At 71.8% G+C, this 25,844-nt stretch carries 19 protein-coding genes; 9 read left to right on the forward strand and 10 right to left on the reverse strand.

All coding sequences use genetic code 11. The annotated features are described in order from the left end of the window. Nucleotides 1-8 precede the first annotated feature (8 nt). From ACFY2Q_RS19890 to ACFY2Q_RS19915, 6 genes are all read left to right on the forward strand, one after another. Entirely contained in the window at nt 9-302 is a 294-nt protein-coding gene (locus ACFY2Q_RS19890; protein ID WP_387132230.1) for a BON domain-containing protein, read from the forward strand. Between the two features lie 101 nt (nt 303-403). Further along, nucleotides 404-787 (forward strand): MmcQ/YjbR family DNA-binding protein, encoded by a 384-nt coding sequence (locus ACFY2Q_RS19895; RefSeq protein WP_387132233.1) that lies wholly within the window; start codon nt 404-406, stop codon nt 785-787. A 189-nt stretch (nt 788-976) separates the two neighbouring features. Further along, entirely contained in the window at nt 977-3,904 is a 2,928-nt protein-coding gene (locus tag ACFY2Q_RS19900) for a glycosyl hydrolase (protein ID WP_387132236.1), read from the forward strand. A 432-nt stretch (nt 3,905-4,336) separates the two neighbouring features. After that, on the forward strand, nt 4,337-9,799 hold the full coding sequence (locus tag ACFY2Q_RS19905; protein WP_387132239.1) for a carboxyl transferase domain-containing protein: 5,463 nt from the start codon (nt 4,337-4,339) through the stop codon (nt 9,797-9,799). A 334-nt stretch (nt 9,800-10,133) separates the two neighbouring features. Then, the gene (locus ACFY2Q_RS19910) at nt 10,134-11,327 is read left to right on the forward strand and encodes an endo-1,4-beta-xylanase (RefSeq protein WP_387132242.1); all 1,194 of its coding nucleotides are present in this window, start codon (nt 10,134-10,136) and stop codon (nt 11,325-11,327) included. Nucleotides 11,328-11,459: 132 nt separating this feature from the next. Beyond that, on the forward strand, nt 11,460-12,488 hold the full coding sequence (locus ACFY2Q_RS19915) for an endonuclease/exonuclease/phosphatase family protein (RefSeq protein ID WP_387132245.1): 1,029 nt from the start codon (nt 11,460-11,462) through the stop codon (nt 12,486-12,488). 19 nt (nt 12,489-12,507) lie between these two features. Here ACFY2Q_RS19915 and ACFY2Q_RS19920 read toward each other — a convergent pair whose 3' ends face one another. The 5 genes from ACFY2Q_RS19920 to ACFY2Q_RS19940 form a co-directional block, all read right to left on the reverse strand. Then, a complete protein-coding gene (locus ACFY2Q_RS19920) occupies nt 12,508-13,107 on the reverse strand; it encodes a lactate utilization protein C (protein ID WP_387132248.1) in 600 nt (199 codons plus the stop codon). Further along, nucleotides 13,104-14,549 carry a LutB/LldF family L-lactate oxidation iron-sulfur protein gene (locus ACFY2Q_RS19925; protein WP_387132250.1) on the reverse strand — a complete coding sequence of 482 codons (1,446 nt, stop codon included), beginning with the start codon at nt 14,547-14,549 and terminating at the stop codon, nt 13,104-13,106. The genes ACFY2Q_RS19920 and ACFY2Q_RS19925 overlap by 4 nt, the downstream gene beginning before the upstream one ends. Beyond that, nucleotides 14,546-15,319 carry a (Fe-S)-binding protein gene (locus tag ACFY2Q_RS19930; protein ID WP_387132252.1) on the reverse strand — a complete coding sequence of 258 codons (774 nt, stop codon included), beginning with the start codon at nt 15,317-15,319 and terminating at the stop codon, nt 14,546-14,548. Before ACFY2Q_RS19930 ends, ACFY2Q_RS19925 begins: the two co-directional genes overlap by 4 nt. 67 nt (nt 15,320-15,386) lie before the next feature. Further along, nucleotides 15,387-16,136, reverse strand: coding sequence for an SDR family NAD(P)-dependent oxidoreductase (locus tag ACFY2Q_RS19935; protein WP_387132254.1), 750 nt, complete (start codon nt 16,134-16,136; stop codon nt 15,387-15,389). Next, the gene (locus tag ACFY2Q_RS19940) at nt 16,133-16,984 is read right to left on the reverse strand and encodes a fumarylacetoacetate hydrolase family protein (RefSeq protein ID WP_387132256.1); all 852 of its coding nucleotides are present in this window, start codon (nt 16,982-16,984) and stop codon (nt 16,133-16,135) included. Before ACFY2Q_RS19940 ends, ACFY2Q_RS19935 begins: the two co-directional genes overlap by 4 nt. Before the next feature lie 162 nt (nt 16,985-17,146). Here ACFY2Q_RS19940 and ACFY2Q_RS19945 point away from each other — a divergent pair, with 162 nt between their 5' ends. Continuing rightward, complete coding sequence (locus ACFY2Q_RS19945) at nt 17,147-18,379, forward strand: trypsin-like serine peptidase (RefSeq protein ID WP_387132258.1); 1,233 nt, start codon at nt 17,147-17,149, stop codon at nt 18,377-18,379. A gap of 100 nt (nt 18,380-18,479) precedes the next feature. Here the strand turns inward: ACFY2Q_RS19945 and ACFY2Q_RS19950 are convergent, their stop codons facing one another. Next, nucleotides 18,480-19,361 (reverse strand): MHYT domain-containing protein, encoded by an 882-nt coding sequence (locus ACFY2Q_RS19950; RefSeq protein WP_387132260.1) that lies wholly within the window; start codon nt 19,359-19,361, stop codon nt 18,480-18,482. 164 nt (nt 19,362-19,525) lie between these two features. Next, the gene (locus tag ACFY2Q_RS19955) at nt 19,526-22,327 is read right to left on the reverse strand and encodes a DEAD/DEAH box helicase (RefSeq protein WP_387132262.1); all 2,802 of its coding nucleotides are present in this window, start codon (nt 22,325-22,327) and stop codon (nt 19,526-19,528) included. A gap of 179 nt (nt 22,328-22,506) precedes the next feature. Between ACFY2Q_RS19955 and ACFY2Q_RS19960 the strand changes: the two genes are divergently transcribed. Then, entirely contained in the window at nt 22,507-23,184 is a 678-nt protein-coding gene (locus ACFY2Q_RS19960; protein WP_387132520.1) for an HAD family hydrolase, read from the forward strand. Between the two features lie 16 nt (nt 23,185-23,200). Here the strand turns inward: ACFY2Q_RS19960 and ACFY2Q_RS19965 are convergent, their stop codons facing one another. Next, the gene (locus ACFY2Q_RS19965; RefSeq protein WP_387132264.1) at nt 23,201-23,599 is read right to left on the reverse strand and encodes a hypothetical protein; all 399 of its coding nucleotides are present in this window, start codon (nt 23,597-23,599) and stop codon (nt 23,201-23,203) included. Continuing rightward, nucleotides 23,596-23,901 carry a hypothetical protein gene (locus tag ACFY2Q_RS19970; protein WP_387132266.1) on the reverse strand — a complete coding sequence of 102 codons (306 nt, stop codon included), beginning with the start codon at nt 23,899-23,901 and terminating at the stop codon, nt 23,596-23,598. The genes ACFY2Q_RS19965 and ACFY2Q_RS19970 overlap by 4 nt, the downstream gene beginning before the upstream one ends. 117 nt (nt 23,902-24,018) lie before the next feature. Between ACFY2Q_RS19970 and ACFY2Q_RS19975 the strand changes: the two genes are divergently transcribed. Next, nucleotides 24,019-24,930 carry a DMT family transporter gene (locus tag ACFY2Q_RS19975; RefSeq protein WP_387132268.1) on the forward strand — a complete coding sequence of 304 codons (912 nt, stop codon included), beginning with the start codon at nt 24,019-24,021 and terminating at the stop codon, nt 24,928-24,930. Here ACFY2Q_RS19975 and ACFY2Q_RS19980 read toward each other — a convergent pair. After that, complete coding sequence (locus ACFY2Q_RS19980) at nt 24,893-25,831, reverse strand: diacylglycerol kinase (protein ID WP_387132270.1); 939 nt, start codon at nt 25,829-25,831, stop codon at nt 24,893-24,895. The genes ACFY2Q_RS19975 and ACFY2Q_RS19980 overlap by 38 nt on opposite strands. Between the last annotated feature and the right edge of the window lie 13 nt (nt 25,832-25,844).

Below are 25,844 nucleotides of genomic sequence, written 5' to 3' on the forward strand. Positions count from 1 at the left end.
GCTCTCTCGTGCACATGCCATGGCCGCTGCCCGACGACTTCGGGTTCGCCGCCGGTCCGCCCGAGCCGGGCAGCGCGGACCGGCGCCTGGAGGCGCTCGTCGCGCAGCGGCTGAGCATCGACTCGACCACGCGGCGGCAACAGATAAGCGTTGCCGTGCAGAACCGGGTGGTCATCCTGTCCGGGCTGGTGAGCGACGCGAACGCCCGACAGATCGCCGCGGACCTCGCCTGGGACGTGCCGGGAGTCTTCGACGTCTGCAACACGCTGCGGCTCGGCGACAAGCGTCGCACCCGTCGCTGACCGCTGCGTGCCGCCGTCGCCACCTCGCACCAGCCGGTGATCGCGGCGCGCGGGCGCGTAGCCTCGGCACATGCGGTTCGCACGCTCGGTGAGGGGGCACGGTGGCTGACGCCGACGACGTACGCCGCCTGGCTCTGGCCCTGCCGCACGTGGTGGAGGTCGACAGCGACGGCTTCGACTTCCGGGTGGCCGACAAGGGCTTCGTCTGGTCCTATCCCGAGCGCAGCCCGGGGAAGCCTCGCCTGATCCGCACCGACATCGCCGTGCTGTACGTCGGCGACGAGGCCGAGAAGCAGGCGCTGCTGCTCGGCGAGCCGGGCCTCTTCTTCACCACGCCCGGCTACGACGGGCTGCCCCTGGTGCTGCTGCGCCTGCCCGACGTCGACGTCGACCGTCTCGGCGAGCTGGTGTCCGACGCGTGGCGGATGCGGGCGCCGGACGCGCTCGTCGCCGACCTCGACGATCCCGCCGCGCTCTCCGGCTAGCGACCACGCCGACGGCGGGGCGGACAGCGGCAAATCACGACATGAGTACGCAACCCGCCTGACACATTGACGCGGATCTCGGCGTTCGATTACCGTGCGGACTGAGAGAGCGCTCTCTCAGTCGACCTTCTCCTCAATTCAGACGCAACGCGCCTGTCCAGCACGGACCCGGCGCGCGATGGAGGCACCATGAAACCTCCCGTCCCCCACCGCCGATGGGTCCTGGCCGCCACCACGGCCCTGGTCCTGGCCGTCGGCGGCCTCGCGATCCCCCTCACGCGCGCCGCCGAGGCCGCCCCCGTCGGCGCCGGCAGCTACACCACCACCCCGGTCGGCCCGCTCCCCACCGGCTGCGGCGCGATGTCCAGCAACCCCCGGCAGTTCGCCACCACCAACGCACCCGCCGGCGCCATCCCCACAAACGACTGGTGGTCCTCGCTGCTGTGGAAGCGCACCGACTGCTCCTTCAGCGAGCCGCTGCACGCCCACCCGATCTCGTACGACACGTTCACCGACGGCCTCGGGTTCTCCGCCAACTCCACGCCCGCCATCAGCGGCACCGCCACCGGCGTCGGTGAGTTCCACTACCCGTACGTGCAGGACATCCGGGTCGGTGTCGCCGGGCTCGGCGCACCCCAGGTCAAGGTCGACGGCTGGACCGACTGGACGGTCAGCCCACACTGGAGCGACGGCACCCGCACCCTGCGGGCCACAATCGGCCACGGCCTGCCGTTCGCGTACTTCCAGAGCACCGGCGGCGACGCGGTGATCAGCACGAGCGGCAACCCCGAGGTCTGGTCCAACAGCGGTGCCACCATCGGGTTCCGGGTCAACGGCCACGACTACGTGGGGTACGCCCCGAGCGGCGCGAGTTGGAGCGTCGGCTCCGGCCGGATCTCGTCGGGCCTGGCCGGGCGCGGGTACTTCTCGGTGGCCCTGCTGCCGCCGACCTCCAGCGCGTCCGAGCGCGCCGACCTGGCCGCCACCTACGGCCGGTACGCGCACGCCCACGTCACCGGCACCACAGTCTCGTACACCTACGACCCGGCGACGAGCGGGCTGAACACCACGTACGCGTTCACCACCACCGCCCGGGAGGGCACCGCCACGCAGACGGTGGTCAGCCTCTACCCGCACCAGTGGAAGTCGCTCACCGGCTCCACGGCGATCACTCCCACGTACCCGTCGGCGCGGGGCAGGATGAAGGTGCTCACCGGGGTCAGCCAGTTCCGCACCGCCATGAAGTTCCAGGGCGTGCTGCCGGAGTTGCCGGCCGTCGGCGACGGCAGCGGCGCCGACCTGGCGACGCTCAACGGTCACCTGGCCGCCGCCCGCGCCAACCCGATGGACCAGCGCGGCAACGACACCTACTGGACCGGCAAGGGGCTCGGCCGGGCCGCCCGGCTCGCCGAGGTCGCCGACCTGGTCAACGACACGGCCACCCGCGACAGCGCGCTGAACGCCATCCGCAGCACGCTCACCGACTGGTTCACCGCCTCCAGCGGCAAGACCAGCCGGGTCTTCTACTACGACGCCAACTGGGGCACCCTGATCGGCTACCCGGCGTCGTACGGCTCCGACCAGGAGCTCAACGACCACCACTTCCACTACGGCTACTACATCGCCGCCGCCGCGACGCTCGCCAAGTTCGACCCGTCGTGGGCCTCCACGAGCCGCTACGGCGGCATGGTGGACCTGCTGATCCGCGACGCCAACAACTACCGCCGCGACGACACACGTTTCCCCTACCTGCGGGACTTCGACATCTACGCCGGCCACGACTGGGCCTCCGGGCACGGCTCGTTCGGCTCCGGCAACAACCAGGAGTCCTCATCGGAGGGGATGAACTTCGCGAGCGCCCTCATCCAGTGGGGACAGGTCACCGGCAACACGGCCGTCCGTGACGCGGGCGTCTTCCTCTACACCACGCAGGCCGCGGCCATCCAGGAGTACTGGTTCGACGTCAGCGACCAGAACTTCCCCGCCGCGTTCGGGCACTCGACTGTCGGCATGGTCTGGGGCGACGGCGGCGCGTACGCCACCTGGTTCAGCGCCGAGCCCGAGATGATCCAGGGCATCAACCTGCTGCCGATCACCGGCGGGCACCTCTACCTGGGCAACAACCCGGCGTACGTGCGCACCAACTACGCCGAACTGGTCCGCAACAACGGCGGGCCGCCGACGGTGTGGCAGGACATCCTCTGGCAGTTCCAGGCCCTCGGCGACGGTGACGCGGCGCTGGCGAACCTACGCGCCAACCCCAACTACACGGTCGAGGAGGGGGAGAGCCGCGCGCACACGTTCCACTGGATCCGCAACCTCGCGGCGCTGGGCACCGTCGACACGACCGTCACCGGCAACCATCCCCTGAGCGCGGTCTTCTCCCGCAACGGCTCACGCACCTACGTGGCGTCGAACCCGACCGCGAGCCCGGTCACCGTCACGTTCTCCAACGGCACCAGGCTCACCGTGGCGGCCGGAAAGACGGCCACCACCGGGGCGTACACCTGGAGTGGTGGCAACGCCTCCGGCGGTGTCACCCCGACGACGCCGCCCACCACGGCCCCGCCCACCACGGCGCCGCCGACGACGCCACCGCCCACCACGGCGCCGCCGACGACGCCTCCCCCGACCACGCCGCCGCCCAGCTCGGGCTCTCCGACCCGGTACCTGCTGGCCGGTGGCGGGCTGGGCGCCGCCGGAAGCGCGACCACGACGACAGTCGTGGCCGCGAACGGAAACCACGACGGTACGCCGACGAACGCGCGGGTCTTCACGGCGACCGGCCTCAACCTCGCCTACAACGGCGGGCAGACCGCGTTCGACCTGTTCCTCGACGCGGGCACGGCGGTCGGCAACGGCGTGCAGGTGCGGATCTCCTACGACCTGACCGGCAACGGCAGTTGGGAACGGGTGGAGACCCTGCGCTACTTCGCCACCGACCCGGTTCCCGGCTACGAGCACTACACCCAGAGCGCCGGCCTGGCCTCGGCCACCGGCACGTTGGGCGCGCTGGCAAACGGCACGGTCCGGGTGGAGGTCTGGTCGGCGATCGGCAACAACCCCACCACCCTGGGCATCGGCAACCAGTCGGTGCTCCGGCTCCCGTACTCCTGATCATGCTCACGGGTCGCCGTCGGTCGCACCTCGGCCGACGGCGACCCGGCCGCCGTGGCGGCTCGACGGCCGGTCGTCGGGTGCCGCGTCGCACACCCTCCAAGGCGTCCTAGGAAGTTATCGCAGTGGCCGGTGGCCCCCCTGTCGACGTTGGTCGGCGGGACCACCGGCCACGTCGGGTTCACAGCGGGGAACGACCACAATCTCGCGAACGTCGCCAAACACGCAAACGGGTATCCACGCCGAGGATCGGGCGGGGATTCCGCACGCCCGGAGTGACAGCCAAAAAGTTTTGTGGGGTTCCTACAATTGAGCGGCGATTGGTTCGGTGGTTGCGCCATGGCGCTAGCCGCTCCCAGCCGGAAAAGTGATCACTAGCGGGAGCTGTCGTCTCGCGGCCTGCACATCATGGTCTACCAAAGGGGTCGTCGGGTGTTCAACCGTGTCGCCATCGTCAACCGTGGTGAAGCCGCCATGCGGCTCATCCACGCGGTCCGAGAGCTGGCCGCGGAGACGGGCATCCGGATCGAGACCGTCGCCCTCTACACCGACGTCGATCGCACCGCCACCTTCGTCCGCGAGGCGGACATCGCCTACGACCTCGGTCCGGCGTCCGCACGCCCCTACCTCAACCTGGCGAAGCTGGAGCGCGCCCTTGTCGAGACCGGGGCCGACGCCGCATGGGTCGGCTGGGGTTTCGTCGCCGAGGACCCGGCGTTCGCGGAGCTGTGCGAGAAGATCGGCGTCACGTTCGTCGGCCCGAGCCCGGACGCCATGCGCCAGCTCGGCGACAAGATCGGCTCGAAGCTGATCGCCGAGGAGGTCGGCGTACCTGTCGCGCCGTGGAGCCGTGGCGCCGTCGAGACGCTGGACGCCGCCCGCGCCTCGGCGGCCGAGGTCGGCTACCCGCTGATGCTGAAGGCGACCGCCGGCGGCGGTGGACGCGGCATCCGCGTGATCCGTGACGAGGCCGAACTTGTCGACGCGTACGAGCGCACCAGCCAGGAGGCGGCGCGGGCGTTCGGCAGCGGCATCGTGTTCCTGGAGCGTCTGGTCACCGGAGCCCGGCACGTCGAGGTCCAGGTGATCGCCGACGGGCAGGGCACCGCGTGGGCGCTCGGCGTACGCGACTGCTCGGTGCAGCGGCGCAACCAGAAGGTCATCGAGGAGTCGGCGTCACCTGTGCTCAGCCCCGAGCAGGCAGCCGAGCTGAAGACGTCCGCCGAGCGGCTTGCCATCGCCGTCGGCTACCGCGGCGCGGCCACCGTCGAGTTCCTCTACCACCCCGGCGATCGACTGTTCGCCTTCCTGGAGGTCAACACCCGCCTGCAGGTCGAGCACCCGATCACCGAGCTGACCACCGGGTTCGACCTGGTCAAGGCCCAGCTGCACGTGGCTGCGGGCGGTCGGCTCGACGGCGAACCGCCGGCCGAGCGCGGGCACGCCATCGAGGCCCGGCTGAACGCCGAGGACCCGGATCGGGACTTCGCGCCGTCGCCCGGACGGATCGCACGGCTGGACCTGCCCAGCGGCCCCGGCATCCGGGTGGACACCGGTGTCAGCGAGGGCGACACCATCCCCGCCGACTTCGACTCGATGATCGCGAAGATCATCGCGTTCGGCCGCACCCGTGACGAGGCGCTCGGCAAGCTGCGCCGGGCCATGGCCGACACCACGGTGATCATCGAGGGCGGCGCGACGAACAAGAGCTTCGTGCTCGACCTGCTCGACCAGCCCGAGGTGATCGACGCCAGCGCCGACACCGGCTGGATCGACCGGGTCCGGGGCGAGGGCCGGCTCGTCACCCACCGGCACTCCGCGGTGGCACTGGCCGCCGCCGCCATCGAGTCGTACGAGGAGGAGGAGCACGTCGAGCGGCAGCGGCTGCTGTCGACGGCCTCCGGCGGACGCCCCCAGGTGCAGCACACAAGCGGCCGCCCGCTCGACCTCAAGCTGCGCGGCGTCACCTACCGCCTGCGGGTGGCACGCATCGGCGCGCACCGGTTCCGCGTCGGCATCGAGGCGGGCGGCACCGTGCGCACCGCCGACGTCGAGCTGGACCGCTTCGACAGGCACACCGGCCAGATCGTCGTCAACGGCATCCGGTACCGCCTGCTCACCGGCACCCACGGCCCGACCCATCTCGTCGAGGTCGACGGCGTCACGCACCGGGTCAGCCGCGACGAGGGCGGCGTCGTCCGCTCCCCCATGCCGGCGCTTGTCGTCGCCACACCACTGGAGGTCGGCGCCGAGGTCGAGGCCGGCGCGCCGGTGCTGGTGCTGGAGGCCATGAAGATGGAGACGGTGCTGAGGGCGCCGTTCCGGGCGCGGCTCAAGGAGTGCGCCGTCTCCGTGGGCAGCCAGGTGGAGTCGGGCGCGCCGCTGCTGCGGCTCGAGCCGCTCGGCGACGAGGCCGGCGACAGCGTGGCCGACCCGAGCGCCACCGCCGCCGTCGAGCTGGACCTGCCGGCCGCCGACGACGAGGTGTCGGCGTACGAGCGTGCCCGGCGCGGCCAGGAGGATCTGCGCGGCCTGCTGCTCGGATTCGACGTCGACCCGCACGACGACCGTCGGGTGCTCGACGACTACCTCACCGTGCGGGGGACGGCCACCGAGGAGGGCCACCGGCCGCTGGCCGCCGAACTGGACCTCATCGAGGTCTTCGCCGACCTGGCCGAGTTGAGCCGCAACCGGCCCACCGGCGACGACGGCGGCGCCCACGTCCGCAGCGCCCGCGAGTACTTCCACACCTACCTGCAGAGCCTCGACGTCGAACGGGCCGGGCTGCCGGACGCCTTCCAGGCCAGACTCGCCAAGGCGCTCGGCCACTACGGTGTCACCGACCTGGAGCGCACAGGCGACCTCGAAGCAGCCGTCTTCCGGATCTTCCTCGCCCAGCAGCGCGCCACCGCCGACGCCACTGTCATCGCGACGTTGTTGCGCGCGTGGCTGCGGGAGACCCCGCCGGACGAGGCGCTGCGGGAGCCGGCCGGCCTGGCGCTGGAGCGACTGGTGGCCGCCACCCAGGTCCGTTTCCCCGTCGTCGCCGACCTGGCTCGGGGCGTGGTGTTCGCCTGGTTCGCCCAGCCGCTGCTGCGCCGCAACCGCGCCCGCGTCTACGCCCAGGTCCGTGGGCACCTGCGGCACCTGGACGCGCATCCGGACGCGCCCGACCGCACCGAGCGCGTCGCGGAGATGGTCCGCAGCACCGAGCCGCTGGTCCGGCTGCTCGGCCAGCGCCTCGTCCGCGACCACCTCGACAACACGGTGATGCTGGAGGTGCTGACCCGGCGGTACTACGGCAACCGGGCGCTCACCAGCGTGCGTACCCACGAGGTCGAGGGCTGCTCGTTTGTGGTCGCCGAGCGCGCCGACTCGAGCGTGGTCTCCACGGCGGTGCGCTTCGACGCGCTGGGCGTCGCGCTGCGCGGGCTGGCCGAGTTGGCCGGCGGTGAGGGCGCCGTCGACGCCGACATCTACCTCGGCTGGGAGAACCAGCCGGAGGACTTCGACGCGATGGCCGCCGCCCTGCTGGAGGTCGTCGCCGCGCACCCGGTGCCGCCGCGGGTCCGCCGGCTCACCACCACCGTCGCGGGTCGCGGCGGGGCGGTGATGCACCACCACTTCACCTTCCGCCCGTCAGACGGCCAGCTGACCGAGGATCGACTGATCCGCGGCCTGCACCCGTACATCGCGGAGCGGATGCAGTTGGAGCGGCTGCACCGGTTCGACCTGACCCGGCTGCCGTCGTCCGACGAGGAGGTCTACCTCTTCCAGTGCGTGGCTCGGGAGAACCCGTCCGACGAGCGGCTCGTCGCGTTCGCGCAGGTGCGGGACCTGACCGAGCTGCGCGAGCAGGACGGCCGGCTGGTGGCGCTGCCGACTGCCGAGGACACCATCGCCGCCTGTCTCGACTCGATCCGCCGCGCACAAACGCTGCGACCGTCGAAGACGCGCTTCACCACCAACCGCATCGTGGTGTACGTCTGGCCGCCGAGCGAGCTGACCCGCCAGGAGATGGAGATGATCGCCGGGCGGGTGCGTCCGACGACAGTGGGCGCCGGGCTGGAGGAGATCCTGTTCATCGCCCGCCAGCGTGACCGTCGCACCGGCGAACTGACCAAGATCGCTGTCCGGATCACGTTCGACGCGGCGGGTGGCGCCGAGTTGACAGTCGGCGAGCCGCCTGTCGAGCCCGTCGAGCCGCTGGACGAGTACCGGCTGAAGGTGCTGCGGGCGAGCAGCCGCAACACCGTCTACCCGTACGAGCTGACCGGCCGCCTCGGTGACTTCGTCGAGTACGACCTCGACGACGACCACGTGCTGGTGCCGGTGGACCGGCCGAAGGGGCGCAACCGCGCCGCGATCGTCGCCGGTGTCGTCACCACGCCGGCTCCGCTGCACCCGCAGGGCGTCACCCGGGTCGTGCTGCTGGGTGACCCGACGAAGTCGCTTGGCGCGCTGTCGGAGCCGGAGTGCCGGCGGGTGATCGCCGCGCTGGACCTGGCCGAGACCATGCGGGTGCCGCTGGAGTGGTGGGCGCTGTCGGCGGGTGCGCGGATCTCGATGACCTCGGGCACCGAGAACATGGACTGGGTGGCCGCGGCGCTCAAGCGGATCGTCGAGTTCACCCAGGCCGGCGGCGAGATCAACATCGTGGTGGCGGGCATCAACGTCGGTGCGCAGCCGTACTGGAACGCCGAGGCCACGATGCTCATGCACACAAAGGGCGTCCTGGTGATGACGCCGGACTCGGCGATGGTGCTCACCGGCAAGCAGTCACTCGACTTCTCCGGTGGCGTGTCCGCGGAGGACAACTTCGGCATCGGCGGCTACGACCGGGTGATGGGGCCGAACGGGCAGGCGCAGTACTGGGCGCCGAACCTGACAGCCGCGCGGGACGTGCTGATGGCCCACTACGACCACACGTACGTCGTGCCCGGCGAGACCTCACCCCGGCGGGCGACGACCACCGACCCGGTGGACCGGGACGTCTCCGACTTCCCGCACGACGTCGCGAGCAGCCCGTTCCGTACGGTCGGTGAGATCTTCTCGGTCGAGTCCAACCCGGACCGCAAGAAGCCGTTCGACATCCGGACGGTGATGCGGGCGCTCGCCGACCAGGACCACCCGGTGCTGGAGCGGTGGGCGGGCATGGCTGACGCGGACACGGCTGTGGTGCAGGACGTCCACCTCGGCGGCATCCCGGTGTGCCTGCTCGGCATCGAGTCCCGGTCGGTGCCCCGGCGTGGGTTCCCGCCCACCGACGGCCCGGACACCTACACGGCGGGCACCCTGTTCCCGCGCTCGTCGAAGAAGGCCGCGCGGGCCATCAACGCGGCCAGCGGCAACCGACCCCTTGTCGTGCTGGCGAACCTGTCCGGCTTCGACGGCTCACCGGAGTCGATGCGCAAGCTCCAGCTGGAGTACGGCGCCGAGATCGGCCGGGCGATCGTCAACTTCGACGGCCCGATCGTCTTCTGTGTGATCTCGCGTTACCACGGTGGCGCGTTCGTGGTGTTCTCCAAGGCGCTGAACCCGAGCATGACGGTGCTGGCGTTGGAGGGGTCGTTCGCCTCGGTGCTCGGCGGCGCTCCCGCCGCGGCTGTGGTGTTCTCCGCCGACGTCAACGCCCGTACGGCCGCCGACGAGCGGGTACGCGCCCTCCAGGGTCGCGTCGCCGCCGCGTCCGGCACCGAGCGCGCCGCGTTGACCGCCGAGTTGGACGAGTTGCGGTCGTCGGTGCGCGCGGAAAAGCTCGGCGAGGTGGCAACGGAGTTCGACCGGGTGCACAACATCCAACGCGCCGTGGAGGTGGGCTCGGTGGACGCCGTCATCCGCGCCGCCGAACTGCGTCCGCGCATCATCGAGGCCATCGAGGCCCGCCTGCGCTAGTCCACGCTGCACCGACGGTGCCACGGTCGAGGGATCGACCGTGGCACCGTCGTTTGTGCACGTGGCTGGGCCGTCGAAACTTTCAGTCATCGGATGTTCGTGGCGTTGCAGCTCACCCGGCTGATTTCCGGAAGTTTTCAGTGTTGACGCGGCCCATCGACAGGCTTAACGTTTCGAGCAGATTTCCGGTTCCCTCCGCGGGACCACAGGCGCCACCCTGACCTGTCCACACCCCGGCACCCGGCGCCGACTCCACTCACCGCTCACCAGACACCGGGGCCGCACCCTCCCTTCAAAGATCGACATTTGCCGATCAATATCGAGAGGAAGGCAGATGAAGCCAAGACGGTGGATCAGCGCCGGCGCCGTCGCCGTCGCGACCGCTGCGGCGCTGAACGCGGTGCCCGCCACCGCGAGCCGACCGTACGACCCGACCGCGCAGACCCTCGGCGCACTCGGCCAGCGCCACGGCCTGCACATCGGCACCGCCGTGAACGCCATGGCCCTCAACGACGCCACCGACCCGCAGTACCGCCGGTTGGCGGCCACCGAGTTCTCCTCGGTCACCGCCGAGAACGCCATGAAATGGGAGAGCCTGGAGCCGACCCGGGGCACCTACGACTGGGCCGCCGCCGACCAGCTCGTCGAGTTCGCCAAGCGCAACAGGCAGAGCGTCCGGGGGCACGTGCTGGTCTGGCACAACCAACTGCCCGCCTGGCTGACAAGCGGCGTCGCCGACGGCAGCATCAGCAAGCAGCAGCTGCGTGACCTGCTGCGCAAGCACATCACCACTGTCGTCAGCCGCTACAAGGGCAAGATCTGGCAGTGGGACGTCGTCAACGAGGCCGTCAGCGACCCGTGGGACACCCCGTCGACACTGCACTACAAGGGCTTCTGGGCACAGAACCTCGGCCCCGACTACATCGCCGACGCGTTCCGCTGGGCCCGTGCCGCCGACCCCAAGGCGCTGCTGTTCTACAACGACTACAACATCGAGGCGTTCGGCTCCGGCAACCCCGCCGACGACAAGACGCAGTTCGTCTACGACATGGCCAAGGGGCTGCGGGCCAAGGGCGTCCCGATCGACGGCGTCGGCTCACAGGGCCACCTGGGCACCCAGTACGGCAACTTCGACACCCTCCAGGTGACGGCCGCGCTGAAGCGGTTCGCCGGGCTCGGTCTGGCCACCGCGTTCACCGAGGTCGACGTGCGCAGCGAGATGACCGAGGCCGTCCGGGCCGGCAACGCAGCCGAGATCAACCCCCGGTTGCAGGCGTCGGCCGCCAACTTCAGCGTGCTGATGAAGGCGTGCCTCGCCGTCCGGACCTGCCTGTCATACACGGTGTGGGGTTTCAGCGACAAATACTCGTGGGTGCCGGAGTGGTTCAGTGACCCGCCGGAGGGCATGGCCACCATCTACGACGAGAACTACCAACCCAAGCGGGCCTACCAGGAGATCAAGTCCGACCTGATCTTCGCCGGGCCTCCGTACGTGCTGCCCCGCAGCACGCCGAGGCCGCACCGCTGAGCCGACGCGGGCCGGGTGTGGGGCTGACCTCCCGCACCCGGCCCGCGTCTTCGCGACCGCTCGATCGGTCGACCCGCAGTAGGATCAGGGGCACCTCGCCGAAGGCCGTCGCCTCCCCCACCCGGAGCCCGCATGCCCGAGCAGCCGGGCGCCGACAGCACCCGATCCCGGTGGCACCCGCGCGGGCTCGGCCGGCTCCGCGCCGGGGTTGTGGCCGATCCCTCCTACCGACGTCTCCGCCGCGCCCTCACCGTCGGCTGCCTGGTCGTCGCCGTCGCGATGCCTGCCGGATCGTCGGTCACCGGATGGCCGGCCACCGGTGCGCCAGCCGCCCGATCGCCGGTCGCCGGATCGCCGGTCGCCGGATCGCCGGTCGCCGGATCGCCAGCGGCCCGATCGCCTACTGTCGACGCCCCCGCGCCCACCATCCTGCGGATGCTCCAGATGAACCTGTGCAACAGCGGTCGCGCCGGCTGCTACACCGGCCGATCGGTGACCAGGGCCGCCGAGGTGATCGCCGCCGAGCGGCCCGACCTGGTCACCCTCAACGAGATCTGCCGGGACGACGTACCCGCCCTGCGACGCGCCCTCGCCAAGGCGTACACCGGAGGAACCGTCGTGTCCGCCTTCCAGGCGGCCGGCGACCGCCCCAGCGGCGCCGACACCTGGTGCCGCAACGGCCAGTCGTACGGCATCGGGTTGCTGGCACGCCTGCCGACGCCGGACACCCCCCACACCGTGCACAAGGGAATCCACCCGGCGCAGGACGTCGCGGACCCCGAGGAGCGGGCCTGGCTCTGCCTCGACGTCGCCGGTGCGCTGCACGCCTGCACCACCCATCTGGCGGCCACCAGTCGCACCGTCGCGCTCGCCCAGTGCGACCACCTGTTCGACGAGATCCTGCCAGCCCTCCGAGGCAGCACCGGCTACGCGCCCACAGTGTTGGCCGGCGACCTCAACCTCCGCGAGGACGGCGACCCGGACGTGCGGGCCTGCACACCGCCGGGCTTTCTGCGGGTCGACGACGGCGCGCTGCAACACGTCCTGGCCAGTGGCGACATCACACTGGCCGGCACCAGGTCGGTGGTCATGGACGGCGCGACAGACCACCCAGCGCTGCTGACCACCCTCATCGTCGACGGCAGGCCCACCAGTCGTTGACGCGGCCCCGACGGACGCGTCAGGGCAGCAGGACGACGTGCAGGTGGCGCGGGCCGTGCACCCCCTCCACCCGGATGAGCTCGATGTCGCTGGTTGCCGACGGGCCGCTGATCCAGGTCAGTGGGCGGTGTGGCGTCAGTCGGGCGAGCGCCTCGGGCACGGTGGCCACGACCTGACCGGCGCGGACCACGCAGATGTGCCGGTCCGGCAGGAGGCTGAGCACCCGGCGGCCCTGGTCGGGCGAGCCGTCCAGGACGACAGTGCCGGTCTGGGCGATGGCGACCGCGGCGGCGGTGACGACGGCGTCCGCGGCGCCGATCCGCGCGTTGTCGAGGCCGTCGTCGGGCAGCGCGGTCACCGTCGGCGGCAGCCACGCCGATGGCAGACCCGGGGGTACGACGATTGTGGCGCCCACGGGCAGGATGCCGGCGATCGTGTCGGCGACTGCCGCTTCGGCGACCCGGTGCACGTGTGCCCGGTAGTCGGTCAGCCGCTCCACCAACTGGTCGAGGTCGAGGGTGCCGGTGTGCTGGTAGTCGCGGGGCACCTCCACCGGCACGGCACCGCCGGTGGCGAGCGCGGCCCGCAGCCGGCCGAGGACGACGTCGCGCGAGGTCACCGCTCCGCCCACCAGTCGCGGAACGTCTGCGCCGGTGGGTCCGGCAGGTCCCGGCTGCTGGTCCAGCCGTTCAGCGGCGGCGGCAGGCCTCGTCCGCGCCGGCCGGCGAACCGACTCAGGCGGGCGGCGCGCTGCCCGGCCGCGTACAGCCGGGGGTGGTCCATGGCGTACGCGGCGGCGGCCATCGCCATCGACTCGGCGGTGGGCCGGCGATGCGACTCGACGGCCTCGGCCCGCAGGTGCACGAGCAACTCCGGAATGTTGATTTTCACGGGGCAGGCGTCGTAGCACGCGCCGCACAGCGTCGAGGCGTACGGCAGTGAGGCGTTGTCCTCGATGCCGGTGAGCTGCGGTGACAGCACCGCCCCGATCGGCCCCGGATACACCGACCCGTACGCGTGCCCGCCCGCGCGCTCGTACACGGGGCAGACGTTGAGGCAGGCCGAGCAGCGGATGCACCGCAGCGCCTGCCGGCCGACCTCGTCCGCGAGCACCGCGCTGCGCCCGTTGTCCAACAGCACGAGGTGGAACGCCTGCGGCCCGTCGCCGGGGGTGACGCCTGTCCACATCGACGTGTACGGGTTCATCCGCTCCCCCGTCGACGCCCTCGGCAGCAGCTGGAGGAACACCTCCAGATCCCGCCAGGTCGGCACCACCTTCTCGACACCCAGCACGGTGATCAGCGTCTGCGGCAGGGTGAGGCACATCCGGCCGTTGCCCTCGGATTCGACGACGGCGAGCGTGCCGGTCTCGGCAACGGCGAAGTTCCCGCCGGACACCGCCACCGGCGTACTCAGGAAGGTCTGTCGCAGGAAGCGGCGCGCGGCGGCGGCGAGGGCCGCCGGGTCGTCGGTGAGCGTCGGGTCGACGCCTGGCATCTCGCGCAGGAAGATCTCGCGGATCTCCGCCCGGTTGCGGTGGATCGCGGGGACCAGGATGTGGCTGGGCCGGTCGTCGCCGAGCTGCACGATCAGCTCCGCGAGGTCGGTCTCGACAGGGGTGATACCGCCGGCGACGAGGGCCTCGTTGAGGCCGATCTCCTGGGTCGCCATGGACTTGACCTTGATGACCCGGTCCGCGCCCGTCGCCTGGACGAGGTCGGTGACGATGCGGTTGGCCTCCACCGCGTCCGCCGCCCAGTGCACGACGCCGCCGGCCTCGGTGACCCGCGCTTCGAGCTGCTCCAGCAGCTCGGGCAGGCGGGCCAGGGTGTCGGCCTTGATCGCCGCGCCCGCCGCCCGTAGCTGCTCCCAGTCGGGCAGCTCGGCGATGACCGCGCCGGACTTCGCCCGGATCGTCGTCGTCGCGTGCCGCAGGTTGCGCCGCAACTGCGGGTCGGCCAGGCTGCGCCGCGCGGCGGCCGGAAACGACTCCGTGCCGCGCAGGTGGCCCACACCCGGCGGTGCGGTCGCCGGCATGCCGAGGAACGTGCGGCGCGTCATGGCCGCACCGCCGGCCCGTTGGCGGCGCCGGGTGCCGCGTGCTGCTCGGTGGAGGCCAGGATCTCGGCGAGGTGCACCGTGCCGACCCCGGTCCGCAGCCGCGACAACCCGCCGCCGATGTGCAGCAGGCAGGAGGCGTCGCTTGCGGCGCACACGTCGGCACCGGTGGAGATGACGTGACGCATCTTGTCGGCCAACATCGCCGTGGAGGTCTCCGCGTTCTTCACCGCGAAGGTGCCGCCGAACCCGCAGCACTGGTCGGCGGCCGGCAACTCGACCAAGGTGAGGCCGCGCACCGCGCTCAACAGTTGTCGCGGCCGGTCCCCCACGCGCAGCATCCGCGACGAGTGGCACGTCGGGTGGTACGTGACCCGGTGCGGGTAGTACGCGCCCACGTCGGTCACCCCGAGCACGTCGACAAGCAACTCGGACAGCTCGAACGTCCGCCCCGCCACCGACTCGGCTCGCCCGGCGAGCCGTTCGTCACCCGCCCGCCGGGCCACCATCGCGTGCTGGTGCCGCACCGACCCGACGCAGGATCCCGACGGCGCGACGATCACGTCGTAGCTGTCGAAGACGTCCACGTGCCTGCGCACCAACGGCACCGCGTCGCGCTGGTAGCCGGTGTTGACGTGCATCTGCCCGCAGCAGGTCTGACCCGGCGGAAAGACGACCTCGTGCCCGAGCCGCTCCAACAACCGCACGGTCGCGATGGCCGCCTGCGGGAACATGGTGTCGGCCAGGCAGGTCACGAACAGCGCGATCCGCACGGGCCACCTCCACCTGTCAGGCCATTCTGCGCCACCGGCACCGGCAGCACGGGGCGGGGTGTCGCCGTCATGGTCGGACGCGCAGGTGGGTGACACCGCCGTCGACATCCAGCACCGTGCCGGTGGTGGATCCCGATCGGGGCGACGCCAGGTAGAGGATCGCGTTCGCGACCTCCTCGGGTGTCACAAGTCGTCCGATGGGTTGGCGTGCCTGCAACGCCACGCGCTCGGCGGCCGGATCGTCGGCCTGCGCCAGCAGGCGACCGACCCACGGTGTGTCGGCCGTTCCGGGGCACACGCAGTTGACCCGGATGCCCTCGCGGACGTGGTCGGTGGCCATGGCGAGGGTCAGCGACAGCACGGCGCCCTTGCTGGCCGAATAGAGCGCCCGGTTGGGCAGGCCATTAAGCGCGGCGATGGACGAGGTGTTGACGACCGACGCGTGCTCCGAGCGGCGCAGCCACGGCAGGGCGGCGCTGACCACCCGGGCCATGCCGACCACGTTGACGTCGAGCACCAGGTGCCACTCGTCGTCGGTGTTGTCGGCCACCGTGCCTGTCGCGCCGACCCCCGCGTTGTTGACGACCACGTCGATGCCACCGAGCGCGGCGGCAGCCGCACGCACCGCCTCCTGGACCGACGCACGGTCGGTCACGTCTGCGGTGTAGCAGGCGATGCCCTCGTCCATGCCGCTCGCCTCGAGGTCCAGGATCGCCACCCGGGCACCCCGGGCGAGCAGTTGCACGGCGGTGGCGCGACCGATGCCGGACGCGCCGCCGGTGACGATCGCGGCCAGCCCGGCGAACTCCTCGGTCATGCCGCCACCATCGTCTGGCGGGCGCGGCCCAGGCCGGCGATCTCCAGCTCCACCACGTCACCGGGGCGCAGGTAGGGGTGATCCGGAAGGCCGAGCGCCACCCCGGCCGGAGTGCCCGTGTTGATCACATCGCCGGGGTACAGGACCATGAACTGGCTGAGGTACCAGACGACGTACGCGACCGGGAAGATCATGTCGCTGGTGGACCCGTCCTGGCGCAGAACCCCGTTGACCCACAGCCGCAGCGCGAGCGACTGCGGGTCGTCGACCTCGTCGGCCGGCACGAGGCTCGGCCCCAGCGGGTTGAACGTCTCGCAGCTCTTGCCCTTGTCCCACTGGCCTCCCCTGTCGAGTTGGAACTCGCGCTCGGAGACGTCGTGTGACAGCGCGTACCCGGCGACGTGCCGCATAGCCTGCTCGGGCGAGTCGGCGTACCGGATTGTCGTGCCGACGACGACGGCGAGTTCGACCTCCCAGTCGGTGCGGGTGGAGCCGCGCGGGACGTGGACGTCGTCGAACGGCCCGACAATCGTCATCGGGTCCTTCATGAACACCACGGGCTCGGCGGGGAGCGGCGCGCCGGTCTCGGCCGCGTGGTCGCGGTAGTTGAGGCCGATGCAGACGATCTTGTTGGGCCGGGCGACGGGCGCGCCCACGCGCAGCGCGGCGGCGTCGGGCAGCTCGGCCAGGTCGCCGCGACCGAGCGCGGCACGAGTACGCGCGATCCCCTCCGACGCCCAGAACGCCCCGTCCAGATCGGCCGTGAGCGACCGCAGGTCGTAGGTCGTGCCGTCGTGCTGGACCACCGGGATCTCCCGACCGGTCGGGCCGAGCCGCTGGAAGTTCATCGCCATCTCCTCTGTGAACGTTCGCGATCATTCAACACCGATCGCCCCGGCGTCGCGTACCCGAACAGTGACGCCATATATCGACGCTCTTGCATGTCTTGCGTCGGCTCGTGTAGGAAGACCTCAGCACCATCGGGTGCTGTTTCCTGGGGAGGAGCAACGATGAAACACGCTCTACGCCGCCTGCGAACCGTCGCGGTAGCGCTCGGCGCCTGCGCGTTCGGGTTCACCCTGCTGCCGTCGCCCGCCGCCGCCGAGGCGCCCGTCCAGCCTCTCGCGCCACGATCCGAGCGGGCACCCGAGTCGAGCCAGTTCTCGGCCGAGGGTGTCACCACCGTCGGCGAACTCCGCACCGTCTCCGGCGCCCTCTCCGACGCACGCGACGACCGGACGCAGGTCATCCGGCACCCCGGCGCGACGTACATCAAGGTGCACTTCAGCGCGCTGCGCCTGGGCCCTGCCGACTACGTCACCGTGTCCAGCCCCGACGGACGGGAGAGCTACCGGTACGACAGGGAACTGAGCCGGTCGAGCGGATCGCCCTACACCACCGACGGGCAGCCGGGATTCTGGGCGATGTCGGTCGACGGCGACACGGCAGTGGTGACGCTGCACAGCAGCGGCCCCTCGCGCGGCACCGCGGCGACGATCGACAGGTTCTGGCGCGGCTACGACCCCACGGAGATCACCCAGCGCAACTTCTCCACCCAGTCGGTCTGCAGCACCGACGCCCGCCGCGACGCGGTCTGCTACCAGAGCAGCCACCCCACCGAGTACGCCCGTGGCCGGGCGGTGGCACGCCTGCTGATCAGCGGCGGCGGGATGTGCACCACCTGGCGCGTCGGCAACACCAACCGGATGCTTACCAACAAGCACTGCTTCTCGACCCAGGCCGCCGTGAGCGGCAGCGAGATGCAGTTCAACTACCAGTGCGCCACCTGCGGCGGCGCGAACCCGGGCGCCGGCACCAAGGTCAGCGGCGCCACCCTCTACAAGGTGAGCAGCGGCGGCTCCAACCAGTTGGACTACGCCCTCTACTCGGTGAACAACTTCGCAAGCATCCAGAGCTTCGGCACCCTGTACCTGGCGACGAGCGCCACCACCACCGGCACCCGGATGTACGTCCCCGGCCACGGCGACGGCAGCCCGAAACGACTGTCGATCTACGAGGACACCCAGGGCGGCGCGACGTGCACCGTCAAGAACGCCAACTACAACACCTGGAACATCAGCTACAGCTGTGACACCTCCGGCGGCAACTCGGGCTCGCCGGTGCTCAACGCCGGCCACCGGGTGATCGCCCTGCACCACCTCGGCGGCTGCCCGTCCAACCAGGGCGCGAAGGCACACCTCATCTACAACGAGATCGCCAGCCTGATCGACAACAACGGCTGACAGCCCACGGGCCGTCGGGGGTGCGCGCACGCGCCCTTGGCGGCCCGTTCGGCGACCGCTCGTCCCCGTGCGAGACCGGCCTGGTGAGCTGACTGTCGAGTCAGCGGGGCGGGTTGTCCCGGCGCGACGGAAACGGGGTGCCGGGCTGGCCGAGGGTGGAGCGGGCGCGCAGCCCGACCGGGTCCGGCGCGGCCACCGGCGCCGCCGGCTGCTCCGGAATCCGGCGTGCCTGCAGGTACGCCGTTGCGGCCCGGTCGTCGTCGGTCGGCGCGGCGAGCAGGGCGTAGAGCAGCCCGACCACTCCGAAGACCACCGCCAGGACGATCGGCACCAGCAATGCGCTCACCCCGGCGCCGGCCACGCTGCCCTGCCCCTCGTGCAGGTGCACCGAGAGGGCACTCATGCCGGTGAAGTGCATCCCGTTCACGGCGATGCCCATGACCAGGGCGGAGGCGAAGATGACAAGGCCACGCCGGACGGTCATGGCGAGCCACAGCGCGACTGTGGACGCGACGACAGCGATGACCACCGAGAGCACCACCCGGACAGTGTCGTAGCGGAGGCTGCCGTTGAGGTGCATCGCCGCCATGCCCGTGTAGTGCATGGCCGCGACACCGGCGCCGGTGAAGACACCGCCGGCGATCAGCCGCACCGGGTTCAGCCGGCCGGTGCCGACGATGGCCAGGCCGATGCCGACCGCCACGATGGCGATCGCGGTGCTGGCGGCGGTGAGCGGCACGTCGTACCGGATGCGGGTACCGGCGACGGCGAAGCCGAGCATGGCCATGAAGTGCATCGCCCAGATGGCGGTGCCTCCGATGGCCCAGGCCGACAGGAGCCCCCACCAGGCGCGCTGGCCGCCGGTGCGGGCCGTACGGATGCGGCCGGCGCACACGAGCCCGAGGATCGAACCGAGGACGGACAGCGCGTAACTCAACGCGGGTGTGATCCACCCGTACTCAAAATGATTGATCTCCGCCATGGCGGTCTGCTCCCCACTCGTTACCCGCGCGTATGTGCGGCGCTCGGGCAATGATCAGGGGTGCTGGGAGCAGGCGCAACAGTGCCCCCGGGCTATCCGGGGGGTGTTGTTGTGGTGACCGTCCGATGCGTCGATTCACCGGCGGCCCTGACCGAAAACGATCGTCAGGCTGAGGTGTGGTACGCGAGTACGCCCCGGTTGATGGCCGCTATTGCCTGCCGGGCCGTCGAGCGCAGCTCCGGTGCCGCACCGCCAGAGTCGGCAAGTTGACCGAGCAGGTCGACGACCTGCCGCGCCCACCGGACGAAGTCGCCGGCCGGCATCTCACCGTCGATCTCGTGCCCGCTGCCGAGCACCTTGGCCAGCGCCTCACCCCGCGCCCAGCGGTAGACAGGCCAGGCGAAGCCCAGATCCGGCTCCCGGGTCGCGGTCAGACCGCGCGCCGCCTCGTCGGCCTCGATCTCGCCCCACAGCTTCAGCGTCTCGTCCACCGCGTCGGCCACCGGGCCGCGCGGCAGCGACGCCCGCTCGTCGACGTCGCGGCGCGCCTCGAAGACCACAACGGACACCGCGGCGGCCAACTCGGCCGGCGACAGCCCGTTCCACACGCCCCGGCGCAGACACTCGGCCACCAGCAGGTCCGCCTCGGTCCAGATCCGGCCGAGCATCCGACCCGCGTCGGTGACCGCACCGTCGCGGGCCAGGTAGCCGCGCTCGGTCAGCAACGACACGATCCGGTCGAAGGTCCGCGCGAGCGACCCCGTACGCCCGGACACCCGCTCACGCAACTCCTCGGTATCCCGTTCCAGGCGTCGGCGGCGCTCCGCCCAGCGGGCGTGCTCCTCCCGTTCCGGGCAGGCGTGGCAGGGATGGTGACGCAGTTCGGTGCGGAGCTGGGTGAGCTGGTGGTCCTCGCCCGACGCCTGCCGGGACCGGCCACCGCGCCGACCGCCGTGCCGGTCCAGGCCGGTGCCACTGACCTCGGCGGCGAGATCGCGCCTGGCCCCCGGCGAGCGGTGGTTGAAGTGCTTGGGCACCCGGATGCGGGCCAGCACCTCGGCCGGTGTGGTGAAGTCGCCGGGACTGACCCGCCCCGCCCAGCGGTCCTGGGTGAGCACCAGCGGGCGCGGCTCGCCGAACCCGCCGGTCGCCGGGTCCAGCACCACGGCCAGCCCGGCTCGCCGACCCGACGGCACCCGGATCACGTCGCCGACCCGCAGCCGCTCCAACGAGGCCACGGCGGCGGCCTTGCGCTGGGTCTGGCCCTGCCGGGCGATGGCCTTCTCCCGGTCGGCGATCGCCACCCGCAGCGCGAAGTACTCGTCGAAGTCGCCGTGGTGGCAGGCGGCCTCCGCGCCGTACGCCTCGATGGTCTCGGTGTTGCGCTGCACCTGCCGGGCCAGGCCGACCACCGACCGGTCCGCCTGGAACTGGGCGAACGACGACTCCAGCAGCGCGCGGGCCGGCTCCGCGCCGACCGTGCCGACCAGGTTCACCGCCATGTTGTACGACGGCCGGAAGCTGGACCGCAGCGGATAGGTGCGGGTGGAGGCGAGCCCGGCCACGTGGCGCGGGTCGGTCTCCGGGGACCACACCACCACGGCGTGCCCCTCGACGTCGATGCCCCGCCGACCGGCGCGGCCGGTGAGCTGCGTGTACTCCCCCGGGGTCAGGTCGACGTGCGCCTCGCCGTTGTACTTGACGAGCCGTTCCAGGACCACGCAGCGGGCCGGCATGTTGATGCCCAGGGCGAGGGTCTCGGTGGCGAAGACCGCCTTGACCAGGCCACGGACGAACAGCTCCTCGACGATCTCCTTGAACACCGGCAGCATCCCGGCGTGGTGGGCCGCGAGGCCGCGCTCCAACCCGTCGAGCCACTCCCAGTAGCCAAGCACCGTCAGGTCCTCGCCCGGGATGGCGGTGACCCGCGACTCGACCACCCGGCGGATCTCGGCCCGTTCGTCGGGCGAGGTGAGCCGCAGCCCGGCGGCCAGGCACTGCTGCACGGCGGCGGCGCAGCCGGCCCGGCTGAAGATGAACAGGATCGCCGGCAGCAGACCCTCGCGGTCCAGCCTGTCGACGATGTCGGGACGCATCGGGCCACGCCAGCGCGGGCCACGGCGGCCGGCGCCCGGCCCCGCGCTGCGCCCCTCCCCCAACTCCAGGCGGCGCACCGTGTCGCGGGTGTAGCGCAGCAACTCCGGGTGCACGTCGTGCTTGCGGGCGGCGTCGGCGTCGTGGAACAGGTCGAACATCCGCTTGCCGACGAGCATGTGCTGCCACAGCGGCACCGGCCGGTGCTCGCTGACCACCACAGCGGTCTCGCCGCGCACGGTGACAAGCCAGTCGGCGAACTCCTCGGCGTTGGACACCGTGGCCGACAGCGACACCAGTGTCACCGAGGCGGGCAGGTGGATGATCACCTCTTCCCACACCCCGCCACGGAAGCGGTCGGCGAGGTAGTGCACCTCGTCCATCACCACGTACGCCAGCCCCTTGAGGGTGCTGGAGCCCGCGTAGAGCATGTTGCGCAGCACCTCGGTGGTCATCACCACCACCGGCGCGTCGCCGTTTATCGCGTTGTCGCCGGTGAGCAGGCCGACCTGCTCGGCGCCGTACCGGGCGACCAGGTCGTGGTACTTCTGGTTGGACAGGGCCTTGATCGGCGTCGTGTAGAAGCACTTGCGCCGCGTCGGTGGCGTCGACGCGTCGTCGGCCGCCGCCGGGTCGTCGGGCCGACCCCGCAACGCCAGGTGTACGGCGAACTCCCCGACCACCGTCTTGCCGGCGCCGGTCGGGGCGCAGACAAGCACCCCGCTGCCCCGTTCGAGGGACTGACACGCCTCCCGCTGGAAGTCGTCGAGGTCGAACCCCAGGTCAAGGGCGAACTCGTCCAGCGCCGGGAACTGTGAGGCCTGCGCGGCCCGGCGGCGCGCCGCTGCGTACCGCTCGGCGGGGCTCGACATGGCACCAAGATTAGTGCGTGCCGGCACACGACACCCGACAAGGCCGTCCGGAGGGGTCGTCGGCGGCGGTCGGTAGGGTGCACGACGTGCCGGACCACGCCGAATCGCCCCAGACCAGTCCGCCGGGCAGTGTCGAGGACGCCGCTGCCCCCCGGGCGTCCCGACGGCCCGTCAAGGCGGTGCTCTTCGACTTCCACGGCACTCTGGCCCAGGTGGAGGAGCCCCGGCAATGGGTGCTGGAGGCCGCGGCAGCGTGCGGGGTCACTCTGGACCGGGTTCGCGCCACCTCGCTCGCCGACCGACTCCTGACCGCCGGACGGGCCGGCGGGCCGCTGCCGGCACGGGTGCCACCCCGGCTGGCCGAGTTGTGGGCCGATCGGGATCTCTACGCGCACGCCCACCGGGCCGCGTACACGGGGCTGGCCGAGACGGTGGACGCCGGCATCGAGGGCTTCGCCGACGCGCTCTACGAGCGGCTGCTGACCGCCGAGGGCTGGCTGCCCTACCCGGACACCGCCCCCACGCTCGCCGCGCTGCGCGACGCCGGCGTGCGGGTGGCGGTGGTCAGCAACATCGGGTTCGACCTGCGGCCACACTTCGACACCTGGGGGCTTACCGACCTCGTCGACGCGTTCGTGCTGTCGTACGAGGTGGGTCGCTGCAAGCCCGACCCGGCGATCTTCTGGCGGGCCTGCGGGATGCTCGGCGTCGACCCGGAGCAGACACTCATGGTCGGCGACACGCCTGCGGACGCGGGCGCGGTGGCCGCCGGCTGCGCGGTGCTGGTCCTGCCGGCCGCCGACCCGGGCCGGGAGAACGGGCTGGGCGCGGTGCTGGACCTGGCCCTGCCGGCCTGAACCGATTCGCCCCCGGTCAGTCCGGGATGCGGATCACCGGCAGGTCACCGTCGCCGTAGCGGTCCTCGCCGGTCAGGATCGAGGCGTCGTGGTCGAGCACGGCGAGCACCGTGGTCGCCAGGTCGGCGCGGCCCGTCACCGTCCGCCAGAAGCTGAGCTCGTGCCAGGAATGCCCCGCCGTGGAGATCATCTCGCAGGCGTCAAGGGTCAGCAGCCGGTGCAGGGTCGCCCGGTCTTTCGGGTCGCTGACGATCGCCATGGCCTCCGCCGCTGTCACAGCGGTGACGCCGAACCTGTTGCGGTCCTGGATGACCTCGTGCAGCGGCTCCCCGACATGCACCGACCCCGCCAGGTACGCCAGCAACGCCGACCGGTCCAGCACGAGCCGAACGGGCCGGTCGTCCTCGTGCGTCACGCGGCCGGCTGGTCGAGCGTGCCCGCGGCGTCCAGCGCGTGCTGACGTGCCCGCTCCCGAAGGGCGCTGCGGCGCTCCGGCGACCACTCGGCCTCAACCGCGGCACGACGGGCACGTGCCTCGGCCACGCCCTGCTCGGTGATCTCGATGCCCTGATGGGCCAACTCGGCGTCGAGGGCGTCCAGACGCATCCGGTCACGGACGGCCCGGGTGATGTAGGCGCTGGCGTTGGCCTCGCGCTCCAGGCGTTCCGCCACGTCGGGTGGTACGGAGATCGACAGCTTCCGCATCGCGCTGGTCATACCCGCGACGGTACGCCGGTAGCACCGCGTTGGCGACCACTACTGCCGTGTCGGTGCGAACGACAGGCATCGGAAGCCGCCTGAGAGCGGCAGCCGCCGATCGCCTAGCGTCATGCCGTGACGGAGACCCTGCTGCCCGCCCCACACGCGGGCAACGCACCGCCCGAGCGGCGCGGCGGCGTCGTCGCCGTGGGCCTGGTGCTCGGCGGGGCGCTGTCGGTGCAGTTCGGCTCCGCCGTGGCCGCGCTGCTCTTCCCACGCACCGGGGTGGCCGGCGCGGTGACCCTCCGGCTGGCGATCTCGGCCGTTCTGCTGCTCGTCGTGTGCCGCCCCCGACTGCGCGGGCACGACAGGTCGGCGTGGCTCGCGGTGGGCGGCTTCGGGCTGGCGTTGGCCGGCATGAACTCGCTGTTCTACCAGGCCATCGAACGGATCCCGCTCGGCCCGGCGGTGACCCTGGAGGTGCTCGGCCCCCTGGCGCTGTCGGTGTTCAGCGCCCGCCGGCTGGCCAGTTGGTGCTGGGCGGGCCTGGCGCTGGCCGGGGTGGCGCTGCTCGGGCAGGGCGGCTTCGACCGGCTCGACCCCGTCGGCGTGGCCTTCGCGTTCGGCTCGGGAGCCATGTGGGCCGCGTACATCGTGCTCAGCGCCCGGGTCGGCGGCCGGTTCCCGGGCGCGGACGGCCTGGCGCTGGCACTGACCCTCGCCGCGCTTGTCACCCTCCCCCTCGGGATCGTCGACGGCGGTGCCGCGCTGCTCGATCCGGCGGTGCTGGCGCTCGGCACGGCCCTCGCGGTGCTCGCCTCCGGGCTGCCCTACACCTTGGAGTTGCTGGCGCTGCGCCGGATGCCCACCGCCACCTTCGCGGTGCTGATGAGCCTCGGCCCGGCGATCGCCACGCTCGCCGGCTGGCTGGTGTTGCGGCAGGCGCTGACGCTGCTGGAGTGCGCCGCCATCGTGCTTGTCATCGCGGCGAGCATCGGTGCGGTACGGGTCAGCGCAGCAGCCGCACCGCGCCCGGCACCGCACTGATCGTCACCGGCAGGGCCAGCGACCGCTCCCCGTCGGCGTACCCAACGATGCCCTCGGCCGCCAACTCCACGGTGCGGGCCCGGTAGCTGGTCACCAGCGGGTGGTGGACGTGGGTGCCCTGGTAGATGCGCGGCTTGACCCGGATCAGGGTCAGCCGGTCGGCCCGGCCGGCCACCACCACGTCGAGCAGCCCGTCGGTCGGGTCGGCGTCCGGGCAGATCCGCATCCCACCGCCGTACGTCGGGCAGTTGCCCACTGCCACGAGAACCGCGTCCACCTCGTGCGGCACCCCGTCGAGGCGCAGCGTGTACCGGCGGGGTCGCAGCCGGGCCAACTCGACAAGTATCGCCAGGTCATACCGGCGAGGGCCGCGCGGCCACCGCATCCGGTTGGCCCGCTCGTTGACGATCGCGTCGAATCCCGCCGCGAGGACCGCCCCGAACCAGCGTTCGGTGCCCTCGCCGTCGACCATCCGGGCCAGGTCGACGGCGTGGGTCCGCCCGGAGCGCAGCGCGTCGACCATCACCGCCACCGCCGCGAGAGGGTCGGCCGGGAACCCGGTGTCGACGGCGAAGTCGTTGCCGGTGCCCGCCGGCACCGGGCCGAACGGCACGCCGGTGCCGGCGACCGCCTGCAACGCCTGGTGCACAGTGCCGTCCCCACCGATCGTGACAAGCGCGCCGGCCCCCTCGGCGATCGCGACACGACACGCCGCCTCCGCCTCGCCCGGCCCCGACGCCGACAGGAGCCGCACCTGTCGGCCGGCGGCGGCCAGCCCGTCCAGCAGGCGGGGCAGCAGCGCGCGGTGCCGTCCCCGTCCGGCCGTCGGGTTCGCCAGCACGGCGACGGGGCCACCGGCGAGCGCGCCGGGCTGGTGATCGTCTGCGGTCACGGGCAGCACCGTACCGCCCGCC

It is taken from the genome of Micromonospora sp. NPDC000316 (genome assembly GCF_042898885.1).
GTDB lineage: Bacteria > Actinomycetota > Actinomycetes > Mycobacteriales > Micromonosporaceae > Micromonospora.